Source organism: Clostridium sp. B9 (genome assembly GCF_050509515.1).
In the GTDB taxonomy this organism is placed as follows: Bacteria; Bacillota; Clostridia; order Clostridiales; family Clostridiaceae; genus Sarcina.
On sequence record NZ_JBNWKA010000003.1, the window covers coordinates 3,166,804 to 3,190,645 of the forward strand.

18 protein-coding genes are annotated in these 23,842 nt (G+C 30.3%); 3 read left to right on the forward strand and 15 right to left on the reverse strand.

From position 1 onward, the window contains the following. Positions 1-52: 52 nt before the first annotated feature. The 5 genes from sigF to deoC form a co-directional block, all read right to left on the reverse strand. Positions 53-808: an RNA polymerase sporulation sigma factor SigF gene (sigF, locus tag ACQZHJ_RS14065; protein ID WP_430486183.1), complete on the reverse strand. Its 756-nt coding sequence runs from the start codon at positions 806-808 to the stop codon at positions 53-55. Between the two features lie 17 nt (positions 809-825). Further along, positions 826-1,248 (reverse strand): anti-sigma F factor, encoded by a 423-nt coding sequence (spoIIAB, locus tag ACQZHJ_RS14070; RefSeq protein ID WP_430486184.1) that lies wholly within the window; start codon positions 1,246-1,248, stop codon positions 826-828. Positions 1,249-1,261: 13 nt separating this feature from the next. Then, positions 1,262-1,597 (reverse strand): anti-sigma F factor antagonist, encoded by a 336-nt coding sequence (gene spoIIAA, locus ACQZHJ_RS14075; RefSeq protein ID WP_430486185.1) that lies wholly within the window; start codon positions 1,595-1,597, stop codon positions 1,262-1,264. Between the two features lie 129 nt (positions 1,598-1,726). Then, positions 1,727-4,015 (reverse strand): AAA family ATPase, encoded by a 2,289-nt coding sequence (locus tag ACQZHJ_RS14080; protein WP_430486186.1) that lies wholly within the window; start codon positions 4,013-4,015, stop codon positions 1,727-1,729. A 195-nt stretch (positions 4,016-4,210) separates the two neighbouring features. Next, complete coding sequence (gene deoC, locus ACQZHJ_RS14085; RefSeq protein ID WP_430486187.1) at positions 4,211-4,885, reverse strand: deoxyribose-phosphate aldolase; 675 nt, start codon at positions 4,883-4,885, stop codon at positions 4,211-4,213. 291 nt (positions 4,886-5,176) lie between these two features. Between deoC and ACQZHJ_RS14090 the strand changes: the two genes are divergently transcribed. Further along, entirely contained in the window at positions 5,177-5,587 is a 411-nt protein-coding gene (locus ACQZHJ_RS14090) for a hypothetical protein (RefSeq protein WP_430486188.1), read from the forward strand. A 58-nt stretch (positions 5,588-5,645) separates the two neighbouring features. Here the strand turns inward: ACQZHJ_RS14090 and ACQZHJ_RS14095 are convergent, their stop codons facing one another. Next, a complete protein-coding gene (locus tag ACQZHJ_RS14095; protein WP_430486190.1) occupies positions 5,646-8,195 on the reverse strand; it encodes a calcium-translocating P-type ATPase, PMCA-type in 2,550 nt (849 codons plus the stop codon). 273 nt (positions 8,196-8,468) lie between these two features. Here ACQZHJ_RS14095 and ACQZHJ_RS14100 point away from each other — a divergent pair, with 273 nt between their 5' ends. Continuing rightward, complete coding sequence (locus tag ACQZHJ_RS14100; protein ID WP_430486191.1) at positions 8,469-10,118, forward strand: putative manganese-dependent inorganic diphosphatase; 1,650 nt, start codon at positions 8,469-8,471, stop codon at positions 10,116-10,118. 45 nt (positions 10,119-10,163) lie between these two features. Here ACQZHJ_RS14100 and ACQZHJ_RS14105 read toward each other — a convergent pair whose 3' ends face one another. From ACQZHJ_RS14105 to ACQZHJ_RS14145, 9 genes are all read right to left on the reverse strand, one after another. Beyond that, positions 10,164-10,811, reverse strand: a complete 648-nt coding sequence (locus tag ACQZHJ_RS14105; RefSeq protein ID WP_430486192.1) for an HAD-IB family hydrolase — start codon at positions 10,809-10,811, stop codon at positions 10,164-10,166. A 100-nt stretch (positions 10,812-10,911) separates the two neighbouring features. After that, positions 10,912-11,286, reverse strand: a complete 375-nt coding sequence (locus tag ACQZHJ_RS14110) for a DUF1292 domain-containing protein (RefSeq protein WP_430486193.1) — start codon at positions 11,284-11,286, stop codon at positions 10,912-10,914. A 202-nt stretch (positions 11,287-11,488) separates the two neighbouring features. Continuing rightward, positions 11,489-12,883, reverse strand: a complete 1,395-nt coding sequence (locus ACQZHJ_RS14115; protein WP_430486194.1) for a glutamate decarboxylase — start codon at positions 12,881-12,883, stop codon at positions 11,489-11,491. A 606-nt stretch (positions 12,884-13,489) separates the two neighbouring features. Then, a complete protein-coding gene (locus tag ACQZHJ_RS14120) occupies positions 13,490-14,545 on the reverse strand; it encodes a DUF2776 family protein (RefSeq protein ID WP_430486195.1) in 1,056 nt (351 codons plus the stop codon). Between the two features lie 29 nt (positions 14,546-14,574). Next, positions 14,575-15,951 (reverse strand): glutamate decarboxylase, encoded by a 1,377-nt coding sequence (locus ACQZHJ_RS14125; protein WP_430486196.1) that lies wholly within the window; start codon positions 15,949-15,951, stop codon positions 14,575-14,577. A gap of 129 nt (positions 15,952-16,080) precedes the next feature. Beyond that, positions 16,081-17,514, reverse strand: a complete 1,434-nt coding sequence (gene gadC / locus ACQZHJ_RS14130) for a glutamate:gamma-aminobutyrate antiporter (RefSeq protein ID WP_430486197.1) — start codon at positions 17,512-17,514, stop codon at positions 16,081-16,083. Positions 17,515-18,034: 520 nt separating this feature from the next. Further along, the gene (gene nifJ, locus ACQZHJ_RS14135) at positions 18,035-21,544 is read right to left on the reverse strand and encodes a pyruvate:ferredoxin (flavodoxin) oxidoreductase (protein WP_430486903.1); all 3,510 of its coding nucleotides are present in this window, start codon (positions 21,542-21,544) and stop codon (positions 18,035-18,037) included. A gap of 113 nt (positions 21,545-21,657) precedes the next feature. Next, positions 21,658-22,083, reverse strand: a complete 426-nt coding sequence (locus ACQZHJ_RS14140) for a flavodoxin (RefSeq protein ID WP_430486198.1) — start codon at positions 22,081-22,083, stop codon at positions 21,658-21,660. A gap of 204 nt (positions 22,084-22,287) precedes the next feature. Further along, entirely contained in the window at positions 22,288-23,361 is a 1,074-nt protein-coding gene (locus ACQZHJ_RS14145) for an undecaprenyldiphospho-muramoylpentapeptide beta-N-acetylglucosaminyltransferase (RefSeq protein WP_430486199.1), read from the reverse strand. Positions 23,362-23,497: 136 nt separating this feature from the next. Here ACQZHJ_RS14145 and ACQZHJ_RS14150 point away from each other — a divergent pair, with 136 nt between their 5' ends. Next, a complete protein-coding gene (locus ACQZHJ_RS14150; protein WP_300349290.1) occupies positions 23,498-23,677 on the forward strand; it encodes an alpha/beta-type small acid-soluble spore protein in 180 nt (59 codons plus the stop codon). The last annotated feature ends 165 nt before the right edge of the window (positions 23,678-23,842 follow it).

A 23,842-nucleotide genomic window follows, 5' to 3' on the forward strand; every position in this document is an offset into this window, starting at 1 on the left:
TTCTATGAAAAATTTCACAAAAAATAATGCCCTAAATATATTTCATTTATAATCAATCCTCTTCTAATTTTTCCCTCATAAGTTTTAGTACTTTTTTCTCTATTCTTGAAACTTGTACTTGGCTTATTCCAAGCATCTTAGCAACTTGAATCTGAGTCTTGTCCTTAAAATATCTTAACATAATTATTTGTCGCCCTTTAGTATCTAAGGAACTTATAGCCTGTTTTAAAGCTATTTTATTGAGCATATCATCATCTTCGCCCTTTTCGCTTAACTTATCTATGAGGAGTACCGGAGTACCTTCATCATGATGTATAGTATCATATAAGTATTGCATACTACTTGCAGACTCTAAAGCAACAACAACATCTTCCTTATTAACACTAGAATACTCTGCTAACTCTTCAATAGTCGGCTCCCTATTTAACTTTTTTATTAGCTCCTCTTTGTTATAATGAAGCTTTTTAGCTAAAATTTTTGTACTTCTACTAACCTTTATAATACCATCATCTCTTAAAAACCTTTTTATTTCACCTATAATCATAGGAACTGCATAGGTAGAAAATTTAACATTAAAGCTACAATCAAAATTGTTTATTGCCTTAACTAACCCCATAGAACCTATTTGGAATATATCCTCATAATCATATCCTCTATTAGTGAACCTTTTACAAATAGAGGATACCAAAGGTGTATTTACCTCTATAAGCTTATTCATCGCCTCTTTATTACCCTCTTTAGCCATAACTATGAGGGTAGTATTTTTGTCATAATTAAAATTATCCTTCTCAATACTACTTATATCCATAGACCTTATTCACCTGCCTATGTATTCATTTTTTTCTTCATTATTATTTTTGTACCCTTGCCCTTTTCACTATAAACTTCTAAAGAATCCATAAAAGTTTCCATAACAGTAAATCCCATACCTGATCTCTCTAGTTCTGGTTTTGATGTGTACAAAGGTTCTCTTGCTTCTTCTAAATTTTCAATTCCTAATCCACTATCTTCTACAATTATACATATTTCATTTCCATCAATATATGCTTCAATAGATACAACTTTGCTCTCATCACTCTCATATCCATGAATTATAGAATTAGTCACTGCCTCAGAAACAGCAGTTTTTATGTCAGTTAATTCATCTATAGTTGGATCTAATTGAGCAATAAAAGCTGATACACTTACTCTAGCAAATCCTTCGTTTTCAGACTTAGCCAAAAACTCTAATCTCATTTTATTATCCATATTCAACCCTCCATTAACCCACTTTTAGAGCTTCATCCAAATTCTCGTAATATTTTATAATCTTAAATATTCCAGATAACTCGAAAACTCTTTTTATGCTTCTATTTACAGATATTATGTTAACCTCTCCAGAACGCATATTTATTTTCTTATATCTTCCTATTATAACACCAATTCCAGAACTATCCATAAAAGTTACTCCAGAAAAATCTAATATTAATTTTTTTATGTTTTCACGACTAATTCTATCATCAATTTTAACTCTAACTTCCTCAGCACTATGGTGATCTAACTCACCGATTAAACTTACTACTAAAGCATTTCCTCGTCTTTCAAAATCTAACCACATAAATTCACTCTTATAGAGCTTCACCTCCTAAGTCTTTTTCCATATTTTAACATATTTTATTTATTTCTGTCAAACATTACTAAAAAAATTAGGACTAACAGAATTAAACCTACTAGTCCTCTTTAAATCTTATTTTTTCCCTTTAAATTTTCTTATTTCGTCACTAATTCTTGTAGCAATATCTTCTAATATCATTTCATCATCAAGAAGTAATGTCATAAGTGCTTCATTTATATCTTTCATTAGATATATCTTAAATTCTCCCTTTTCAACAGCCTCTTCTATCTCACTATTAAGAATTAATTCATCCTTATTGCTTTCTGGTATTAAAACGGCTTTACCAACATGAGTTCCTAAAGCTTTACAAACATTAAAGAACCCTTCAATTTTTTCATTCACTCCACCTATAGGTTGTACTTCTCCGAACTGATTAACAGAACCAGTAACAGCTATATTTTGATGAACTGGAATTTTACTTAAAGATGATATTATAGCTACCATTTCAGCTACAGATGCACTATCACCTTCAATTTTCCCATACAACTGTTCAAAACTTAATTGAAAATCTACAGGTAATACTTCATAAGAATTTATAAACCCATTTAAAAAACCTCTCAATATGCTTAGAGATTTATTGTGTATGCTTCCACTTAGATTACTTTCTCTTTGAGCATCCATTATCTTACCATTACCTCTAAAACAAGTACATGTTATTCTCATAGGCTTTCCAAAACTCATATAACCTAAATCTATAACGGACAAACCATTAACACTACCTACTATCCTACCTTCAATTTCCAGAAGAATTTTTCTTTCTTTATACATTTCTAAGTATTCTTTTTCAAATTCATTATCTTGATTTATGGCAACTTCAATATCTTCTCTATCTATTATAGTTTTGCCTTTAATTCTGCTATCTTCATTTGATAGTAATAAAACTTTTTCTATTTCATCTACATCCCAAAATATCTTCTTTCTAGTACCAGCTTTTCTAGCTAAATGCTTACCTAAAGCATTTACTCCAGATGCTGAAATTTTTAAAAGTTTATTTTCTCCTATAATCTTATTTATAACCTCCAATAAAGATCTCTTATTCTCCTCTATTTCTATTACATTAGAAAATTCTGCTCTTATTCTAAAAAGCTTCTTAAAATCTTCATCATGATTATATAATATATCATAGCTCTCAAAATCTCCTATTAAAATAACATTTACATTAATAGGAACTGGATCTGGATTTAATCCATTTAAAGAAAGCAACTCTAAATAACCTCTATTAAAATCATAATTTATTTTACTATTTAAAAGCGCCCTTCTTAAGTAGTAATAGCTATTAGCATTATTCATAAGAGAGCTCAGTCTAACAATCAAACATCCTTCATTAGCTTCTAGTAATGACCCAGACTTTATCAACTTAACATCTGTTGAATAAACTCCATTATGATTTTCATACTCTATAGTTCCTAAAAGATTATTTATACTTGGATCCTCTTCAAATATAACTTTCGGAACCTCTTGCCCCTTGCTATTTTTTATAATATTACAAATATATCTTGCAATTATTTCATTTATTTTTTCTTCATCATCATCAAAGTTTATTGTATAATTCTCAATAAGAGCATTCTCCAAACTTTCACAAACATCAATTAAATAATTGTAAGCATCCTCCTCTTCTTTAAAATCAACTTTAATTTTTTCTTTTAAATTAGAAGTTGCATCTTCTAAATATGATCTTAATATAACTTTAAGCCTTTCAATAGAATCTATTTCTATATTCTTTAACTGCTCTAAAACACCTTCTGCTCCCTCTTTTAACTTTCCAGCCTTTACAGAAATATCACCTTTACTATCTTCTTCTAAGTCATCAAATTCCTCTTCTGTCATTGCTTCACCATCAACTAGTGGAATAAATGCAAATCCAGAAGAAGTAGCCTTTAAATCAAAACCTTCTTGCTTTGCATTCTTTATTAAATCGCCTATATAATCACTTCTCTTTTTTTGTATATCAGTTATAATATCTTCTTTTTCTTTATTTACAGAAGAATTATAAAAAGCATAAATCTCATCATAATAGAAAGCTTTGACATGCTCTAATGTTTCTTCTAATTTTTCCCCTACGCCATTAGCTAAAAACACAACCTTAGGACTTCTAGCATCCTCTAAAGTAACATAGCAAATATCCTTTGGTTTTTCCCTACCTTTCATTTTCTCTTCAATATGCGAAGTTAAATCATTAAGCTTTTGTTTAGAAAATTCATCAATTAAATAAACATTAAATCCTTCTTTATTTATACTTAATGCTTCATCAATTCTTTTAAAAACTTCTGAATACTCACTTCTATAGTTTTCTTTCCCAGTTATTCTACTTGTAAAATCTTCATTATAAATTACTTCTTGTGGAGTTAACTCTCTTCTCATAAAAATTCACTCATCAAACTAAACAATTAGCTTTAATAGAGTAACCTCCTCTTTATAAGTACTTTATTATATTAATATTCTCAAAGTTGAAATTTAGCCATCATTTTCACTTTTTTCTTAAATATTTTTCTTCGACAAAAAAACCCATAGAATTATTCTATGGGTTCCTTTAATATCTTAATATAAAACTAATTCTTAGTAGTTTGAATCTGAAACTTTACCTTCACATATTGCTATTGAAGCTGAAGCTCCTATTCTAGTAGCACCATTCTTGATTACAGCTTCTGCATCTTCAATTGATCTAACTCCACCTGAAGCCTTAACTCCTAATTCTGGTCCAACAGTTTCTCTCATTAATTTAATGTCTTCTGGAGTAGCACCACCTGTTGAGAATCCAGTTGATGTTTTAACAAAGTCTGTACCAGCTTCTTTAGCTAATTCACAAACTTTAACTTTCTCTTCATCAGTTAAAAGACAAGTTTCTATGATAACTTTTGTAAGCGCTTTCTTATCAGCTGCATCAACAACAGCTTTAATATCGTTCTTAACATATTCATAATCTTTATCTTTTAATCTTCCTATGTTTATAACCATGTCTACTTCTGTAGCACCTTTAGCTATAGCATCTTTAGTTTCAAATGCTTTTACTTCTGAAGTATTTGCTCCTAAAGGGAATCCTATTACTGTACAAACCTTAACTTCACTTCCTTTTAAAAGTTCAGCTGCTAATTCAACATTAGTAGGGTTTACACAAACTGATGCAAAGTTATACTCTAAAGCTTCTTTGCAAAGCTTTTCTATGCCAGCTTTAGTTGCTTCTGGTTTTAATAAAGTATGGTCTATCATTCTTGCTAATTGTTGTTTATCCATTGTATTTCCTCCTAAGATAACATTTTCATATATTTTTATTATAGAATATATATTCACATAAGTCCATAATTTAAATATTTACATTGCATAATTTTCTCTTATTTATACCCTATTTTTCATCTTTAACTATGAGTAAATACAATTTATAAAAATTTCTTAAATGCTTTAATTTAGCCATTCTATCAAAGTATTTTAATATAGCTAATATTATGTTATAATACTGTTTATCATATAATATGTATTTATAGTAATAATAAATGTAAATTCGTCAACTTAAAAGGAGTTATAATTATGGGTTTCAAAGAAAAATTATCTAAATATTACACTGATTCTTATCTTGAAAAATACGGCGATAGAATGGCTCAATTTCAAGGAAGCGTAATTTCTGAAAAAATAGAAGAAAAAACTATTCTTTGGATATTCCACAAGTTAGTTGTTACTTTAATAGTTAAACCTGAAAGAAGTAAACAAATAATAAAATGCGTATATAAAAAGAATCGTTGGTTTAAAAAGCCTACTTTCATAAATGTGAAAAAAGGTAATAGCGTTATAGTTCAAGGACTTAAGTCAAATAAAGATAACGAAAAAGAATATATTTCACTTAATAATGTACTTAACTTAACTACTAAGCAAGACTTAGTTCCTGTAGACCATTCACAATTAAAGAAAGCTAGACAACAACAACAATTTAAACAAAGATAAAAAGCTGTATATTTATACAGCTTTTTTTCATTTAAATCTATTTTATTAATTTTAACATCTATTTTTTTACTTTTATAAATAAATATAAACTATTTATAAAGAATATTATTGTTGAGAAAAACATTACTATTAACCAGTGATTTAGCCCTAGAACAGTTGTATGGAATATACTACTAAAGAAAGGAATGTAAATTATACTTAAAAGCATAATTATTGATACACATACTGCTCCAACTAAATACATATTAGTAAGTAATTTTATCTCAAATATAGAATGTCTTTCTGATCTACACTCAAAAACGTGAAGTAACTGAGACATAACTAAAGTTGATAAAGCTATAGTTCTACACGTATCTAAATCCATTCCATACAATCCCCCAACTATAAACGAAAGCAAAGTACATATACCTATTAGACATCCTCTTACTAAAATTTTTTCTGTTAATCCTCTAGCAAATATTCCTTCTTTCTTACTTCTAGGTTGTTGATTCATTATATCCTTATCTGCAGGATCTACACCTAAAGCTATAGCTGGAAGTCCATCTGTTGCTAAATTTACAAAAAGAATTTGTATAGGTAACATAGGGTTTGGAAGATAAAATATTGTTGCTAGGAACATTGTTAGTACTTCTCCTAGATTACAAGATAATAAGTACCTTATAAATTTCCTTATATTGTCATATATAATTCTTCCCTCTTCTACTGCTGATACAATAGTTTCAAAGTTATCGTCCATTAATATCATAGATGAAGCTTCCTTGGTAACATCTGTGCCTGATATACCCATTGCTACTCCTATATCAGCTTCTTTAATAGCAGGTGCATCATTAACTCCGTCACCTGTCATAGCTACTATATTTCCATTTTGTTTAAATGCCTTAACTATTCTTAGCTTGTGGTTTGGTGTAACTCTTGCAAATATTCTAAGCTTATTTACAGCCTTTTTTAGTTGACTATCATCTAATCTATCTAATTCCTCTCCAGTTATGACTTGCTCTTGAGAATTAGCTATATTTAAATCTTTACCTATAGCAAAAGCTGTATTTTTATGGTCACCAGTTATCATCACAGGAGTTATTCCTGCTAATCTACACTTTATAACTGAATCTTTAACTTCTGGTCTTGGTGGATCAATTATACCAGCTATTCCAAGGAATATTAAATCACTTTCCAAGGACTCATCTCTGCTTAAATTATCTATTTTATAGGCTCCCCCTATACATCTTAATGCTCTATTACTCATATTTTCGACTACATTTAAAATCTGCTGTTTTTTCTGAGGAGTTAATATTTTCACTCTGCCCTCTTCATGAATGTATCTACATTTATTTATAAGTTTTTCCGGTGCACCTTTTACATAACAAACTTCTCGTCCCGATTCCTTTGTTATTACAGACATCATTTTCCTACTTGAATCAAAAGGTATATCAAAAACTCTATTTATAGACTCAATCTTACTTTTCAATACATTAATATCATCAAAATACGCCTTTATTAAAGCTGTTTCTGTTGGATCTCCATTTAAGACTTCCTCAATTTTCTTTTTAGAAAAATCATAGTTACAATCATTACAGTAAACAAAAGCCTTCATGAGCATAGGTGAATTGGGAATTCTATCTTCACCTACTCTACAATGCTTGCCTTCAGTAAAAATTTCCTTAACAGTCATTTTATTTTGAGTTAAAGTTCCTGTTTTATCACTACATATTACAGAAGTACATCCTAAAGTCTCAACTGCTGGTAACTTTTTAACCAAAGCATTTCTCTTTAACATTCTAGAAACTCCTAAAGCTAAGGAAACTGTTACAATAGCAGCTAGTCCTTCTGGTATAGCTGCTACAGCTAAACTTACTCCTAACAAGAACATTTCAGTTAAATCATTACCTCTTATGATACCAAGTATAGTAACTAGTGCACATATACCTAAACATAAAACTAGTAATATCTTTCCTAATCCATCTAATCTTTCTTTTAAAGGTGACTTTTCTTCTTCTATGTCTTGTAACATATCTGCTATGGAACCCATTTTAGTACTCATTCCTATGGCAGTTACTCTAAATCTACCTTTACCTTTTAAAACTTTAGTCCCCATATATGTTAATGATGCTTCTTTTGAATTACTTGTTTTATTCACTCCAACTGATTCACCAGTTAATAAAGATTCATCAATCATAAGATTAGTACACTCAAAAAATTCACCATCGGCTGGCACCCTATCTCCAGCCTCTAATATTACTACGTCACCTACAGTTAGTTCACTAGCATTAATAACTTTTATATTTCCATCTCTTAAAACCTTGCATGTAGGTGCTGCCAAGGATTTTAATGCATCTAATGATTTTTCAGTCTTAAACTCCTGTATAAACCCTAGAAATCCATTAATTATAACAATAACAAAAATAGTAACGGCATCTGCTACATCTCCCATAAGTCCTGATATAATAGTAGCTCCAATTAAAACCCATATTATAAAATCATTAAATTGCTCTAATAATATTTTTATTGCAGACACCTTTTTCTTCTCTGTTATTTCATTTAGTCCAAACTTTTCTATTCGCTTTTCAGCTTCTTGAGTCGTTAGTCCTCTAAAAAGTTCTTTCTCCTTCATAACTTTTTGTTCCCCCTTTTTTCCTAGCAATCTATTGTAATATATGTTCAAATGTATTCTTTTTAGAACTAAAATAATTCTTATGTAACACCTTACTTAAATGAGGAGATTTACTTGTCTTATATCATAGAAAATTATTCTAATCTGTGATAAAATGAGACTTATTAAACTTTACTTTTAATAAGTTAAGAATTAAAATATATTCGTGAATAAAATACATTCGCAAATAAGATAATTACTAATAAAATTCAAATAACAAAGGAGGCAACCTGCATGAAGGATGTTATATACGTAACAGGACATAAAAATCCTGATTCAGACTCAATATGTGCTGCATTATCATATGCTGAGTTTAAAAATAAAACTCAAGACATTCCTGCTATACCAGTTAGATTGGGAAATGTTAATCCAGAAACTCAATACATACTTGATTACTTTGGTGTTGAAGCACCTCAATACTTAGAGACTGTTAAGTTAAAAGTTGAAGATTTAGAAATGGATAAAATCGCTCCATTATCTCCAGAAGCATCTCTTAAGATGGCTTGGAACATAATGAGAGACAAAAATTTAAAATCAATCCCAGTTGCTGATGGAAATAACCACTTATTAGGAATGTTATCAACATCAAACATAACTGCAACTTACATGGATGTATGGGATAGCAATATACTTGCTAAAAGTGAAACTTCACTAGATAACATATTAGATACTTTATCTGCTGAAGCTCAAAACATAAATGAAAGTATAAAAGTATTCCCTGGAAAAGTTGTAGTGGCTGCTATGCAAGCTGAATCATTAAAAGATTTCATAAGCGAAGGTGACATAGCTATAGCTGGAGATAGAGCTGAAATTCAAGCTGAATTAATAGACTTAAATGTTTCATTATTAATAGTTACTGGTGGACATACACCAACTGAAGAAATTTTAAATCTTGCTAAAGAAAAGAAAATAACAGTTATAACTACTCCTCATGATTCATTTACAGCTTCAAGATTAATAGTTCAAAGTTTACCTGTTGATTATGTTATGACTAAAGATAACATAGTTTCAGTATCAACTGATGATTTAGTTGAAGATGTAAAAGTAACAATGAGTGAAACTAGATACAGTAACTACCCTGTATTAGATAGTAATAACAAAGTAGTTGGATCAATAGCTAGATTCCACTTAATCTCAAACCACAAGAAGAAGGTTATACAAGTTGACCATAATGAAAGAGGTCAATCAGTACATGGATTAGAGGAAGCTGAAGTATTAGAAATCATCGACCATCACAGAGTTGCTGATATTCAAACAGGAAACCCAATATACTTCAGAAACGAGCCAGTTGGAAGTACTTCAACAATAGTTGCTAAGAGATTCTTCGAAAACGGAATAAGACCTTCAAGAGAAGCTGCTGGATTATTATGTGGAGCTATAATATCAGATACATTATTATTCAAATCACCAACTTGTACACCACAAGATATTAAGATTTGTAGAAAACTTGCTGATATAGCTGGAATAGTTCCAGAAGTATTCGCTAAAGAAATGTTCAAAGCTGGTACTTCATTAAAAGGTAAATCAATTGAAGAGATATTCAACGCTGACTTCAAACCTTTCACTATAGAAGGTGTTAAAGTAGGTGTTGCTCAAGTTAACACAATGGATATCGAAGGATTTATGCCTTTAAAAGATGATATGCTTGCATACATGAACCAAAAAGCTGAATCAATGGGCTTAGAAATGATTATGCTATTATTAACTGATATCATAAACGAAGGTTCACAAATCTTAGTTGCAGGAAGAGCTCCTGAAATAGCTGAGGAAGCATTCAAAGTTAAATTAGAAGATTCAACTACATTCTTACCTGGAGTTCTTTCAAGAAAGAAACAAGTTGTACCTCCACTAACTCAAACTATCACTACAAGGGTGTCAAAATAATTTAATAATATAAAAAGCAATCTCTAAATCCAGAGATTGCTTTTATTATTTCCAATTTAAAATTTTATAAGTATCATTTTTTTTCTTATAGTTTATCAAATAGGCGTTTCCCACCAAATCCAGTAAAGGTTTATCTGATAATGAATCAGAGAACATATATGAATTTTTATAATCTACTTCAACATTATGCTCTTTTAAGTATTCTTTAAGCCTTTTAACTTTTTCTTCTCCCTTACAGTTCTCACCTAACATTTTTCTCTCGAACTTTCCTTGGTTAAATGAAAATCTAGTACCTATTATAACATCTACTTCTTTTATATTATAAAGCTCATTTAAGTAAAACTCTGGTGATGCTGATATTAGATAAATTTTACAACCTTCAGCTTTTAATTTCCTAATCATATCTATAGAATCTTTATAAAGTATCTTGCTTAAAACTTCATCATAATATTTTTTTACAAGATCCTGTAAATCTTTTTCCTCTACCCCATCTATGAACTTAAGAAAAGACTGTTTAACTTTCTTTTCATCATAAAACTTAAGTCCATACATAAGACCAGAGAAAGCAGCTCTTGGAATAAACTTTAAGTTCTTTTTATCTTCTTTTATTAAAAATCTAAAAAGTTGTAATAATGTTTCTTTACTTGTTAAAGTAAAATCAACATCAAATATAGCCAATTTTTCTTTTTTCATATTACCTCACCACATTTCAAGCTATCTTAACGTAAATATTTATTATTATTTTGAGAATAACTAAATAAAAGATGATGTAAAACATCATCTTTTACTATAATTATTCAGCTACATTTTCTTCGTAGTATTTAACAACTTCATCAAACTCTTCTTCAGCAGGAAGAACTAATTCTCCTTCTTCACCTTGAGATTTGAATAAGTAAACTGACTCATCTGGATGTTGTACTAAAACGTACTCTTCTTCTTTATATTCAAAAGCGTCAATAACATCACAAGTTATTGTGTTTCCATTTTCATCTTCTAAATCTACAACGAAATGCTCCACATGCTCTTCTCCGCATCCGCATCCATCATGATGATCATGTCCGTGATCGTGACCATGTCCACCACATCCGCATCCTTCATGCTTTTCTTCTTTTTCGCTTCCACAACCACAGTTGCCTCCGCAGCATTTGTTTAATTCTTTATCTGACATAATCTTTCCTCCCTTGTGGAAAATTTACTTTATATTAATTGTAACCTTAAATACAAAATAATTAAAGTACTTTCTTTTATAATTCTAATTATATTTTTAACATAATACAAAATTCTAATCAATACATACAAAAAATATTCCTATATTATTAAAAAACTCTCCTTAAAGCCTAAAGCTCTAAAGAGAGTTTTTTTATAAAATACTAGTGAGTAAATCCTTGTACTCCAGTTTTAGATTCTTTATTTAAAACTCTTGCATTATTTAAATCTTCTATAGCAGCTGTTAAGTCTCTCATGTATAATTCAGCTAAGTTGTGGCTAAAATCTGAACGACAAACAACTCTTTGAATTATTGTATCTTGTAAGTTTTCTGGTAATGGATAAGCAGGTACTTGCCATCCTTTCATTAATAATCTGTCTGCTAAATCATATAATGTCCATTGTACATTAGCATCATCTTTTAATTTATAACAAACTATTGGTAAGTTTTCTCCATTGTTATAGATTTCGAATAATCCTGTTTTTTCAAGTGAATCTGATAAATACATAGCAACATCTTTTGTTCTTTGATGTATTTGTCTATATCCTTCAAATCCATATCTTAAGAAGTTGTAATATTGACCAATTATTTGGCTAGCTGATCTTGAGAAGTTAATTGCCATTGTTGGTATTTTTCCTCCTAAGTAGCTTACATCAAATACTAATTCTTGTGGTAAATATTCTTTATCTCTCCATAAAACCCAACCTATACCAGGATAAACTAATCCATATTTATGACCTGAAGTACTTATTGATACAACGTTTTTTAATCTGAAATCCCATTCTAAATCTGGTTCTATGAATGGTGCAAACATACCACCTGAAGCTCCATCAACGTGAATTGGAACTGATAATTTTGCTGTTTTATTATATTCTTCTAATTTTGCATCTAAAGCTTTAATATCATCATATTTTCCTGTGTATGTAATACCTAATATTCCAACTACACCAATTGTATATTCATCAACATAGTCTAAAACTTTATCTACGTTTATGCTCATGTGCTCTTCATCTAGAGGTACTAATCTCATTTCTATATCCCAGTAAACACAGAATTTTTCCCAACAAACTTGATATCCTGAAGAAATTACTAAGTTTGGTTTCTTTGAAGTTACATCCATACCTAAAGCTTTTGCTCTATTTCTCCATCTGAATTTCATAGCCATACCACCAAGCATACAAGCTTCTGATGATCCAACTGTTGATGTTCCCATGAAGCTTTCATCTTTTGGAGCATGCCATAAATCTGATAAAATATTTACACATCTGTTTTCTAAATCAGTTGTTTGAGGATATTCTGATTTATCAATAGCATTTTTTTCTAAAGTTTCTGACATTAATTTTACAGCTTCATCATCCATATAAGTTTGACAGAAAGTACATAAGTTTTGACGAGCATTACCTTCATCTAATAAATCATCTTTGATTAATCTATATGCAACTTGTGGTGCAATAGAATCTTTAGCTATTTTATATTTAGGAATTGACTCATTACTTTCTACAGTCCCAAATATAGGTGTTACAAATTCATTACCTAAATCATTTTTTCCGAAAAGCATTTTAAAAACCTCCTAAGAGCTTAAAAATCACTCTTAATTTCTTAGACAAAAGGAATTAAGATTAATTTTTAGCTTACCTGTTTATTATTTATTTTCCAAGTTGTTTATCTCATCAACTTGTCTTTATAATACACCTTTTTCAGAATTAAATTAAACTCTCTATTTCGTTACAATTTGTTAATATTTTGTGTATAGTTTGTAAATTTGCTTATAATCTCCTCATTTCTTTTAATTTCTCTATTTCTCTCATTTTCTCTTTTTAATATATTTTATTTCTATTTTTATTAGTAATTTAATAATAAATAAGCATTTTATTAGTCTTTTATCAATTTTCAATGTTTTTATTTTAACTTTTTTCAATATAAAGATGAGTAAATTAATTATTTTGCTTATCTTTATATTATTTAACAGTTCAAACTTAGTTAATAATTTATTAACTTTTAACACACTTCATTTTTTCTATATAACTGTTTAATTTAATAATATATATAATTGTAAATCATATATATTATTATCTAATTACATAAAAATATTAAATAAAAAAATCTATATAGCAAGATTTTAAGCAAAAACCTTGTTATATAGATTCTCCAAACACTATTCTTCTTATTTAGATGTACCACTCTCTAAAATTGATACAATTGAAAATAAAGTGAAACATATTGCTCCTAATCCAACCATTACATGCGCTGGAACAAAGTATGATACATTAACCAATTCAGCTTCTGATAAATATGCAGCTAAAAACAAACATATTAAAGCTGTTATCACTGGTATTAATGGAATTCTTTTCGCTAATTTACTTTCTCTTCTCCAAACAGATGCTAATAATAAAACCTTGCTTGATATGCTATAACAAACTAACCCTAATCCTATTAATACATATCCTGGAGCTATAAGCGCTTGATTTTTACTTACTAGAAGTACAATTATACCTAATATAAAATCTATACTACCTAGAACTAGTACTAAAATTGACCATTTCCAACGCTCTTTATTAGTAAATGTATTCTGTATTTGTCTTTCCACGCTTGCTACTAGTGATATTAAACTACCACAAACTAAAGATATACCGAAAACAACAAATCCAGCAACTAAATTTGGAGCACTACTAGTATCACTTAATAGATAAAAAGAGTATATCAATCCAATGGCAGTACACACTATTGGTATAGCTAAAAGAAATTTTGCAAAGCTATTACTAAAAGCTCCTAATGGTTTTTCTCCCTCTTTTAACTTACTACTATTATTGGGTATAAGCAAAAATTTTGTTGATGACAAGGCCACTGTAGAAACACAAATTGATATTAATCCAACCCCAAAAGCTATATTTCCCGATACAAAATATGGAGATACACTTCTATATTTAAATGCAAAATATAAACCTCCTATTATAGCTACAAATGCACATATATATCCTATAGCCGGTAAAACAACTTTGTATACTGAATTATATTTATTTATCAACTGTCTTATTATAGTAGCTGCTGTAGTAAATAAAGCTATACAAATCGCAGTAAAGAATATTATTACATGACTAGCTACTATATAACCAGATCCTAATCTATCTCCTAATGTATTAATGTAAAACCCGTAAGTAAAACATATTATACCCATAAATAAAGGTATAGTTCTAAATAATATACTTATGTAATAATTCATAATATAACCTCTTTTCAATTTACACCATTTTATTTTCTTAAAATTCTAGCACATTTTAAATCTTCAATTGCACTTTTTAAATCTCTTAAATATAAATCTGCTAAATTACGGCTAAAATCAGAACGACATACAATTCTCTGAATAAAAACATCTTGTAAGTTTGCTGGTAATGGATATGCAGGCACTTGCCAACCTTTCATTAGTAGTCTATCCTCTAAATCATATAGAGTCCATTCTACCTCGATATCATCCTTTAATTTATAACAAACTATTGGCATGTTCTCTCCATTATTAATTATCTCAAACAAACCAGTTTTTTCTATCTCACTTGCTAGATACATTGCAACATCTTTTGTTCTTTGATGTATTTGTTTATATCCTTTAAATCCATATCTTAAGAAATTATAATATTGACCTATTATTTGACTTGCTGATCTTGAAAAGTTAATTGCCATTGTTGGCATTTTACCACCTAAATAACTTACTTCAAATACTAATTCTTTAGGTAAGAATTCTTTATCTCTCCAAACTATCCATCCTATACCAGGATAAACCAAACCATACTTATGTCCTGAAGTATTAATTGAAACAACATTTTTTAATCTGAAATCCCATTCTAAATCCGGATTAATAAATGGGACATACATACCACCTGAAGCTGCATCAACATGTATATAAACTTTTAAATCATGCTCTTTATTATATTCTTCTAATTTAGCATCTAAAGCTTTAATATCATCAAAATTACCAGTGTAAGTTAATCCTAATATACCAACAACACCAATTGTATTTTCATCAACACACTCCATAACCTTGTCCACATTTATACTCATATGATTTTCATCCATTGGAACTTCTCTCATTTCTATATCCCAATAAACACAAAATTTCTCCCAACAAACTTGATATCCTGAAGAAATTACCAGGTTTGGTTTTCTTGAAGTTACATCCATACCTAAAGCTCTTGCCCTATTTCTCCAATGAAACTTCATTGCCATACCACCTAGCATGCATGCCTCTGATGATCCAACTGTTGATGTTCCCATGTATTGAACATCTTGAGGAATATTCCAAAGGTTTGCTATCATATTCACACATCTATTTTCTAATTCAGCTGTTTCTGGATATTCTGATTTATCTATAGCATTCTTCTCTAAAGTTTCTGACATTAATGTTATAGCTTCATCATCCATATAAGTCTGACAAAAAGTAGCTAAGTTTTGACGTGCATTACCTTCATCAATTAAGTCATCTTTAATTAGTCTATATGCAATATCAGGTGATATTGATTTTTCATTCAACTTATATTTAGGGATAGATTTATTACTAGAAATTGTTCCATAAATAGGTGTAGTAAATTTCTCATCTAACTCTGTATTCTTTTCATTAATATAATTACAACTCATTTTCGGTCCTCCTAAGCGTCAACATACATTATTCTGTCTAGTACCGCTTTCTAAGTAGATTTTAGTTTACAAATTATTGAAGTAGCCTTTTAAAAGGCTACTTCAAATAAATCTATTTAATTTTTTTAATTATTTAGTCCCCTTGTTTTCATTCCATTTGTGACGTAATGCATAAATAATAAATGGAATTAATACAGTTACTATAAAACTTATTGATAGTATTGTTAAATACTCTGAAACACTTTTACCAGTTAATTGTGAAGGTGGGAAGAATGATATTACTAAAGCACCAATTGAAGTTAAAATACCGAAAAATGCTACTATAAATTTAAATACTTGACCACCAGGCACATTATAAGCACGTTTTAAATCTTTATGTTTAAATAATAATGTAAAGTATCCTAAGAAGAATAATAAATATCCAACTAAGTATATAACAACTGTTAATGATATAGCAGTTAAAAATGAAACGTTGTTTCCACCACCGCCAAATGTTAGTACTGCAGCCCATATTGTAACTACTACACCCTGTACTAATACTAATGGAACTGGTACATCATGTTTATTTGTTTCAGCTAATTTTTTAGGTAATATACCTTTTGTAGCTGCAACATACATACCTTCTGAAGGTCCTACAACCCATGCACTAACTTCAGCCATAACACCTAAAGCTAATAATAAAGCTATTATTCTTGTTATCCAATCATATCCAGATCCTAAATTTGCTACTATTAGTTGATGGAATGTTTGAACAACCCCTGCACTTAAATTTAATTGGTCGGCTGGAATAACAGCTGCTACAGTTAAACCACCAACTGTATTAAGAACTATTGCTAATACAACTAATATAAACATTGCTAATGGATAATCTCTTTTTGGATTTTCTAATTTGTTTACATGTGAAGCTGAAGCTTCAACTCCCATGTAAGCTAATATAAATGATACAAAAATAACTAAAGTATTAACCTTTGAAAAATCTGGAATAAGTGCCTTTGCACTTAAATCAACATGTATCGGATTTCCTTTTACCACATACATGATTGCTAATACAAATAATATAACTGCTGGTATTAAAACACCAAATATAAATCCTGCTTTAGCTATTTTAGCTGTATTTCTTGTTCCTCCAAATTGTGAGAAAGTTAAGAACCAAAATATAATTAAAACACCAATAAATTTAATTACTGGATTTTCATTTAATGCTGGCCAATTTAGCACATATGATAAAGCTCCTAATATAAAATAGATCATAGTAACAAATCCAACTGTTATTTGGAACCATTGGAAGAAGATTGCCGCGAATCCCCATCTTTCACCTAAAGTATTACCTACCCAAGCAAAGATACCTCCTTCTTCCCAACCGTCTACAGTTGCCATCTCAGCCGCGCATAAAGCAACTGGTAAAAACCATAATAAACCACCAATGATTAAGAAAAATACTAAATGAAATCCTGATGATGCAAATGTAGGATATTCATATACAGTCATAACCATTGATGCTGTCATTGCAAAGAACCCAAATAAAGTAAGCTTTTTAGTGTCTACTCCTGAATTACTTGCCATAAAAATCGCCTCCTTAATAATTTTATTATTTTTTAATTCAACCTTTAGTTTTTCCCATATAAGAAAAACTAACAACTATTATTCAAGACAAATATTTATGGTTCATTAAATTTTTCTCTTGAATAATAATCATTACTTATATAGTATATAATACTCTTCGTTCATAATTTATTCAAAACTTATTAACATCTATTTCATCCTTTCTACTGTTAATAATTTGTTAATATTTATTTTTTACTCTTACATACTTAAAATTTCTCTGTTTTTCTTTGTTTTTACGTTTAAATCATGTTTTTCTAATTTTTTTTATTAAATTATCAATAATATTTCATTTTCATAACTATTTATCATTTTAAATTTATATTTTATTCTTATTAATGAATTTTATCTTTCTTTTTAATCAATATTTTAAATAAATAACTTCATTTCATAAAAAAATAAGAGCTAGAATTAAATTCTAGCTCTTAAATATTATACTTCAATCTAATTTATATCTACTTTAATTAGAATCTACTTAATCTTACTTTCCAGCAAGCTTTTTGTATCCTTCTAATCTTTCTTTAGCATCTCTTTCAGTCTTCTCGAATAAAGCTTCAGCAGCTTCTGGGAATGCTTTTGCTAATGCAGCGTATCTAACTTCTCCCATTAAGAATTCTCTGAAGTCAGCAGTTGGCTCCTTAGAATCTAATACAAATGGGTTCTTGTCAGTTCCTTTTAACATTGGGTTATATCTGTAAGTAGCCCAGTATCCACAATCAACAGCTTTTTTCTCTTCTAATTGAGAGTTACCCATACCAACTTTTAATCCGTGGCTGATACATGGAGCATAAGCTATGATTAATGAAGGTCCTTTGTAAGCTTCAGCTTCAGCTATAGCTTTAAGAGTTTGGTTCTTATCAGCACCCATAGCTATTTGAGCAACATATACATAACCGTAGCTCATAGCCATCATACCTAAATCTTTCTTCTTAGTTCTCTTACCTGCAGCAGCAAACTTAGCGATAGCAGCAGTTGGAGTTGACTTAGAAGCCTGACCACCAGTATTTGAGTAGATTTCTGTATCCATAACAAGTATGTTTACATCTTCTCCACTAGCTAAAACGTGGTCAACTCCACCGTAACCGATGTCGTAAGCCCATCCGTCTCCACCGAAGATCCATTGTGATCTCTTAACTAAGTAGTCTTGATCTTTTAATATTTCTTTAGCGAACTCATTAGTTTCACCTTCTAAAGCAGCTATAACAGCATCAGCTCTATCTCTAGTTCCTTCTCCGTTATCTACTTCAGCTATCCAAGCTTCTAAAGCTTCTTTAGCTTCTGGTTTAACACCAGCTTCTATAGCTTTTCCAGCAAGATCTACTAATCTTTCTCTTATAGCTTTAACTCCTAAGAACATACCTAAACCAAATTCAGCATTATCTTCGAATAATGAGTTAGCCCAAGCTGGTCCATGTCCTTTGTGGTTAGTTGTGTATGGAGTTGAAGGAGCTGATCCACCCCAGATTGATGAACATCCAGTAGCATTAGCTATCATCATTCTGTCTCCGAATAATTGAGTTATAAGCTTAGCGTATGGAGTTTCTCCACATCCAGCACAAGCTCCTGAGAACTCGAATAATGGTTGCTCAAATTGGCTACCTTTAACTGTATTTTTGTTCATTGGGTTTTTCTTAGGTGATACTTCTTCTATGCAGTAATCCCAAGCAGCTTCTTGCTCTGATTGAGTGTGTTGTGGTTTCATAACTAAAGCTTTTTCCTTAGCAGGACAAACTTGAGCACAGTTTCCACATCCAGTACAATCAAGTGGGCTTACAGCCATAGTGAATTGCATTGGCTCTTCAGTTTTTAATGCTTTAGCAGCAACTAACTTAGTTGAAGCTGGAGCATTTTTAGCTTCTTCCTCAGTTAATAAGAATGGTCTTATTGTAGCATGAGGACAAACGTAAGCACATTGGTTACATTGGATACAGTTATCAGCTATCCATTCTGGTATGTTTATACCAATTCCTCTCTTTTCGTATGCAGCAGTACCTGGCTCGAAAGTACCATCTTCCATTCCATTAAATGCTGATACAGGAAGTTTATCTCCTTCTAATCTGTTCATTGGCTCAACAATGTTTTTGATGAATGCTGGAACTTCTTTAGTTTCAACTACTTCATCTTGAGCGTTAGCCCACTCAGCTGGAACATTGATTTCAACGATAGCGTCGATTCCTTTGTCTATAGCAGCGTGGTTCATGTTAACAACTTTTTCACCTTTTTTACCGTATGAAGTTACAACAGCGTCTTTTAAGTATTTAACTGCGTCTTCTACTGGTATTATGTTAGCTAGTTTGAAGAATGCTGATTGCATGATCATGTTGATTCTTCCACCTAATCCAACTTCTTGAGCTATCTTAACAGCATTTAAAGTGTAGAACTTAATGTTGTTTTCAGCTAAGAATCTCTTATAGCTTGCTGGTAAATGTTCAGCAACTTCTTCTGGAGTCCAGATTGTATTTAATAAGAATGTTCCGTTTTTCTTTAATCCATCTAAAACGAAGTATTTGTTAACATATGATTGGTTATGACAAGCAACGAAATCAGCTTTGTTTATTAAGTAAGGTGATTTTATTGGTTGTTTACCGAATCTTAAGTGAGAAATTGTAACCCCACCTGATTTTTTAGAGTCATATGCAAAGTATCCTTGAGCATACATGTCAGTATGGTCTCCGATGATTTTGATAGCACTCTTGTTAGCTCCAACTGTTCCGTCTGATCCTAATCCCCAGAACTTACAAGCTTTAGTTCCTTCTGGAGTAGTATCTATATCTCCAACTGGTTCTAATGAAGTGTTAGTTACGTCATCAACTATTGATAAAGTGAATCCATTTTTTGAATCCTCTTTCTTTAAGTTTTCGTAAACAGCAACTATATCAGCTGGTACAGTATCTTTTGATCCTAATCCGAATCTACCACCAACTATTACAGGAGCATTTTCTAATCCGTAGAATGCATTCTTAACTTCTAAGTATAGAGGTTCTCCTGCAGCACCTGGTTCTTTTGTTCTATCTAAAACAGCCACTTTCTTAACAGTCTTTGGCATTGCTTTTATTAATCTTTCATTTGAGAAAGGTCTGAATAATCTAACTTTGATTAAACCAACTTTTTCTCCTTTAGCGTTTAAGTAGTCTACAGTTTCTTCTACTAAGTCGGTAACTGATCCCATAGCTACGATAACTCTCTCAGCATCTTCTGCTCCATAGTAATCGAAACAGTTGTACTCTCTACCAGTTAACTTAGTGATTTCTTTCATGTAGCTCTCAACTATTTCTGGAACTGCATCATAGAATTTGTTTACTGCTTCTCTTTCTTGGAAGTAGATGTCTGGGTTTTGAGCTGTACCTCTTGTTACAGGCTTGTTAGGGTTAAGAGCTCTTCTTCTGAACTCTTCTACTGCTTCCATATCTACTAATTCTTTTAATTCATCGTATTGTAAAAGTTCAACTTTTTGTATTTCATGTGATGTTCTGAATCCATCGAAGAAGTTTACGAAAGGTATTTTTGCTTTAAGAGCAGCTAAGTGTGCAACTGCTGATAAATCCATAACCTCTTGAACTGATCCTTCTGCTAACATAGCGAATCCAGTTTGTCTTGCAGCCATAACGTCTTGGTGATCTCCGAAGATGTTTAATGCTGAAGTAGCTAATGCTCTAGCTGATACATGGAATACTGATGGTAGTAATTCACCAGCTATTTTATACATGTTTGGTATCATTAATAATAAACCTTGTGAAGCTGTGTAAGTAGTAGTTAAAGCTCCAGCTTGTAATGAACCGTGAACTGCTCCTGCAGCACCTGCTTCTGATTGCATTTCCATTACTTTTACAGGTTGACCAAATATGTTCTTTAATCCTCTTGCACTATTTTCATCAACCCACTCTGCCATTGGTGATGATGGTGTAATTGGGAATATTGCTGCAACATCAGTGAACGCGTATGATATATAAGCGGCAGCTGTGTTACCATCCATTGTTTTAGTTTTTCTCATTGCCATTGAGATGACCTCTCTTTCATTAATTTTGTAGATATATAAATTAAAATCTTAAAAATTATAATATATTTAAAGTAATTAATTAAAATTACTTATTAGCATATTGAGTCTTATTTTACTAGTTTTCTTGCTAAGTCTTTAGCTGAATTTATTTCATCATCATTAGGTGATTCATTTACAGCTAAACTTCCTTGAATATCGAAACCATAGTCTTTCATTCTCTTAACCCACTCAACCATAAACTCACCATTATCCCAGCCATATGATCCAAATAGAATCATTTTTTTACCTTCGTTTGGAGTCAATTTAAGTTGGTTAACAAATGGTTCCATATCGTATTGTTCTATTCTATTATTATCCATTGAAGGGCTTCCTAAAGCTACTGCGTCTGCTTCGGTAACATCTTCTAACTTAGCATTTGAAACATGCTTAATTAAAACTTCTGCTCCCAAGCTTTCTAACTCATCAGCTATAGTGTTTGCTAGTACTTCAACATTTCCACCATTACTCCAGTATATCACTGATACTTTACTCATAAAAAACACCTCTTATACATGATAATATAGTTTATTAAAGCCCAATATTGTTAATACAAAACTAATTTTACTCGACATTAATAATTATACTCTTTGGGAAAAATTTTTCAAGTTGCATATTTTGATATTTTGAAACATATTTTAATAATTTATTCTCATTTCTTATAAAACATCTATATTATTCTAAGAATTAGCTATAAAATTTTACATATTTGCCGATTTCTTTATTATATCTACAATATTTCCTACTCCATTGCCTATTTTGCTCATTTTCATAGCATTTAAGTAATTTTCTTTATTTTTTGTTACCTCTTTTATTGCATTTAATAAAACTTCTGACGTAAGCTCTTCTTCTTTTATGACTTTAGAATATCCACTTTTCTCAAAAGAATTAGCATTTAAAACTTGATCTCCCCTTGAAGCATTAGCTGATAAAGGGATTAGTATGTTTAATTTTCTAAGAGCTAATAATTCAAATATTGTATTTGCTCCAGCTCTAGATATAACTAAATCTGCTAAGTCCATTAAATCTGGAAGTTCATCTGATATATACTCATATTGTCTATATCCATCTAAAGTTGTTAAGGATTGATCTAAATTACCTTTTCCACATAAATGAATAACATTATATTCTTTTAATATTTCAGGAAGAACTTTTCTTATATTATCATTTATAATCTTTGATCCTAAGCTTCCACCAATTATCATAAGTACTTTTTTATCACTTTTAAAATTGCAGAATTTTTTAGCTTTTTCTTTATTACCTTTTAAAAGATCTTCTCTAATCGGTGTTCCTGTAAGTTCACCTTTGTTATCTTTTATATACTTTAAACTTTCTGGGAATGTAACACATAATTTATCACAAAATGGTGATGCTATTTTATTAGCTAGACCTGGTGTTAAATCTGATTCATGTGATACTACAGGTATTTTTTTCATTGAGGCTGCTATTACAACTGGTACTGTAACAAATCCACCTTTTGAAAATATAACATCAGGCTTTTCCTTTGAAAGTATTCTTGAAGCATCCACTACTCCTTTTAATACTTTAAATGGATCTGTAAAGTTTTTTATGTCAAAGTATCTTCTTAATTTTCCTGAAGATATTGAATAATAAGGTATATTCTCTTTAGTTATTATTTCTTTCTCTATACCATTTTTACTCCCTATATACTTTATTTCAAAACCTAACTCCTTAAGTTTAGGCACTAAAGCCAAGTTTGGAGTAACGTGACCTGCTGATCCTCCACCTGTCATCATTATTTTATACTTTTTCAAAAAATCAACTCCCTTATTAATCTATGGTTTTATAAATATTATCTTCTAATATGTCCTTTAATTCCCTCTCATATTTTACTCTATTCTGCACAATATATAAATGCAAACTCAATTAATAACTAAGGAGGAATTAAAAATGGCTAAAAATTTAGTACCAGAAGCAAAAAACGGATTAGCAAAATTCAAAAATGAGGTAGCAAATGAAATGGGAGTTCCATTCTCAGACTACAACGGAAACCTAAGTTCTAAACAATGTGGAAGCGTTGGAGGAGAAATGGTTAAAAGAATGGTAGAACAATACGAAAAGGGAATTTAATAAAAAATTAAATTCATACCATTAAACAATTAAAATAAAAAAATTAAATATATAATATATTTAGCTAATTATGCCTAGCTAGATACAATTCATGGGAGCAATATTAATTTTTAATATTGCTCCTTTATTTTTAAACTTGTTGAATTACCACTCTTATCACAACTA

Excerpts from the sequence above, each read along its gene's own strand:
- sigF (WP_430486183.1), bottom strand. The coding sequence starts at position 808 with ATGGATATAAGTAGTATTGAGAAGGATAATTTTAATTATGACAAAAAT.
- spoIIAB (WP_430486184.1), bottom strand. The coding sequence starts at position 1,248 with ATGGATAATAAAATGAGATTAGAGTTTTTGGCTAAGTCTGAAAACGAA.
- spoIIAA (WP_430486185.1), bottom strand. The coding sequence starts at position 1,597 with ATGTGGTTAGATTTTGAAAGACGAGGAAATGCTTTAGTAGTAAGTTTA.
- ACQZHJ_RS14080 (WP_430486186.1), bottom strand. The coding sequence starts at position 4,015 with ATGAGAAGAGAGTTAACTCCACAAGAAGTAATTTATAATGAAGATTTT.
- deoC (WP_430486187.1), bottom strand. The coding sequence starts at position 4,885 with ATGGATAAACAACAATTAGCAAGAATGATAGACCATACTTTATTAAAA.
- ACQZHJ_RS14090 (WP_430486188.1), top strand. The coding sequence starts at position 5,177 with ATGGGTTTCAAAGAAAAATTATCTAAATATTACACTGATTCTTATCTT.
- ACQZHJ_RS14095 (WP_430486190.1), bottom strand. The coding sequence starts at position 8,195 with ATGAAGGAGAAAGAACTTTTTAGAGGACTAACGACTCAAGAAGCTGAA.
- ACQZHJ_RS14100 (WP_430486191.1), top strand. The coding sequence starts at position 8,469 with ATGAAGGATGTTATATACGTAACAGGACATAAAAATCCTGATTCAGAC.
- ACQZHJ_RS14105 (WP_430486192.1), bottom strand. The coding sequence starts at position 10,811 with ATGAAAAAAGAAAAATTGGCTATATTTGATGTTGATTTTACTTTAACA.
- ACQZHJ_RS14110 (WP_430486193.1), bottom strand. The coding sequence starts at position 11,286 with ATGTCAGATAAAGAATTAAACAAATGCTGCGGAGGCAACTGTGGTTGT.
- ACQZHJ_RS14115 (WP_430486194.1), bottom strand. The coding sequence starts at position 12,883 with ATGCTTTTCGGAAAAAATGATTTAGGTAATGAATTTGTAACACCTATA.
- ACQZHJ_RS14120 (WP_430486195.1), bottom strand. The coding sequence starts at position 14,545 with ATGAATTATTACATAAGTATATTATTTAGAACTATACCTTTATTTATG.
- ACQZHJ_RS14125 (WP_430486196.1), bottom strand. The coding sequence starts at position 15,951 with ATGAGTTGTAATTATATTAATGAAAAGAATACAGAGTTAGATGAGAAA.
- gadC (WP_430486197.1), bottom strand. The coding sequence starts at position 17,514 with ATGGCAAGTAATTCAGGAGTAGACACTAAAAAGCTTACTTTATTTGGG.
- nifJ (WP_430486903.1), bottom strand. The coding sequence starts at position 21,544 with ATGAGAAAAACTAAAACAATGGATGGTAACACAGCTGCCGCTTATATA.
- ACQZHJ_RS14140 (WP_430486198.1), bottom strand. The coding sequence starts at position 22,083 with ATGAGTAAAGTATCAGTGATATACTGGAGTAATGGTGGAAATGTTGAA.
- ACQZHJ_RS14150 (WP_300349290.1), top strand. The coding sequence starts at position 23,498 with ATGGCTAAAAATTTAGTACCAGAAGCAAAAAACGGATTAGCAAAATTC.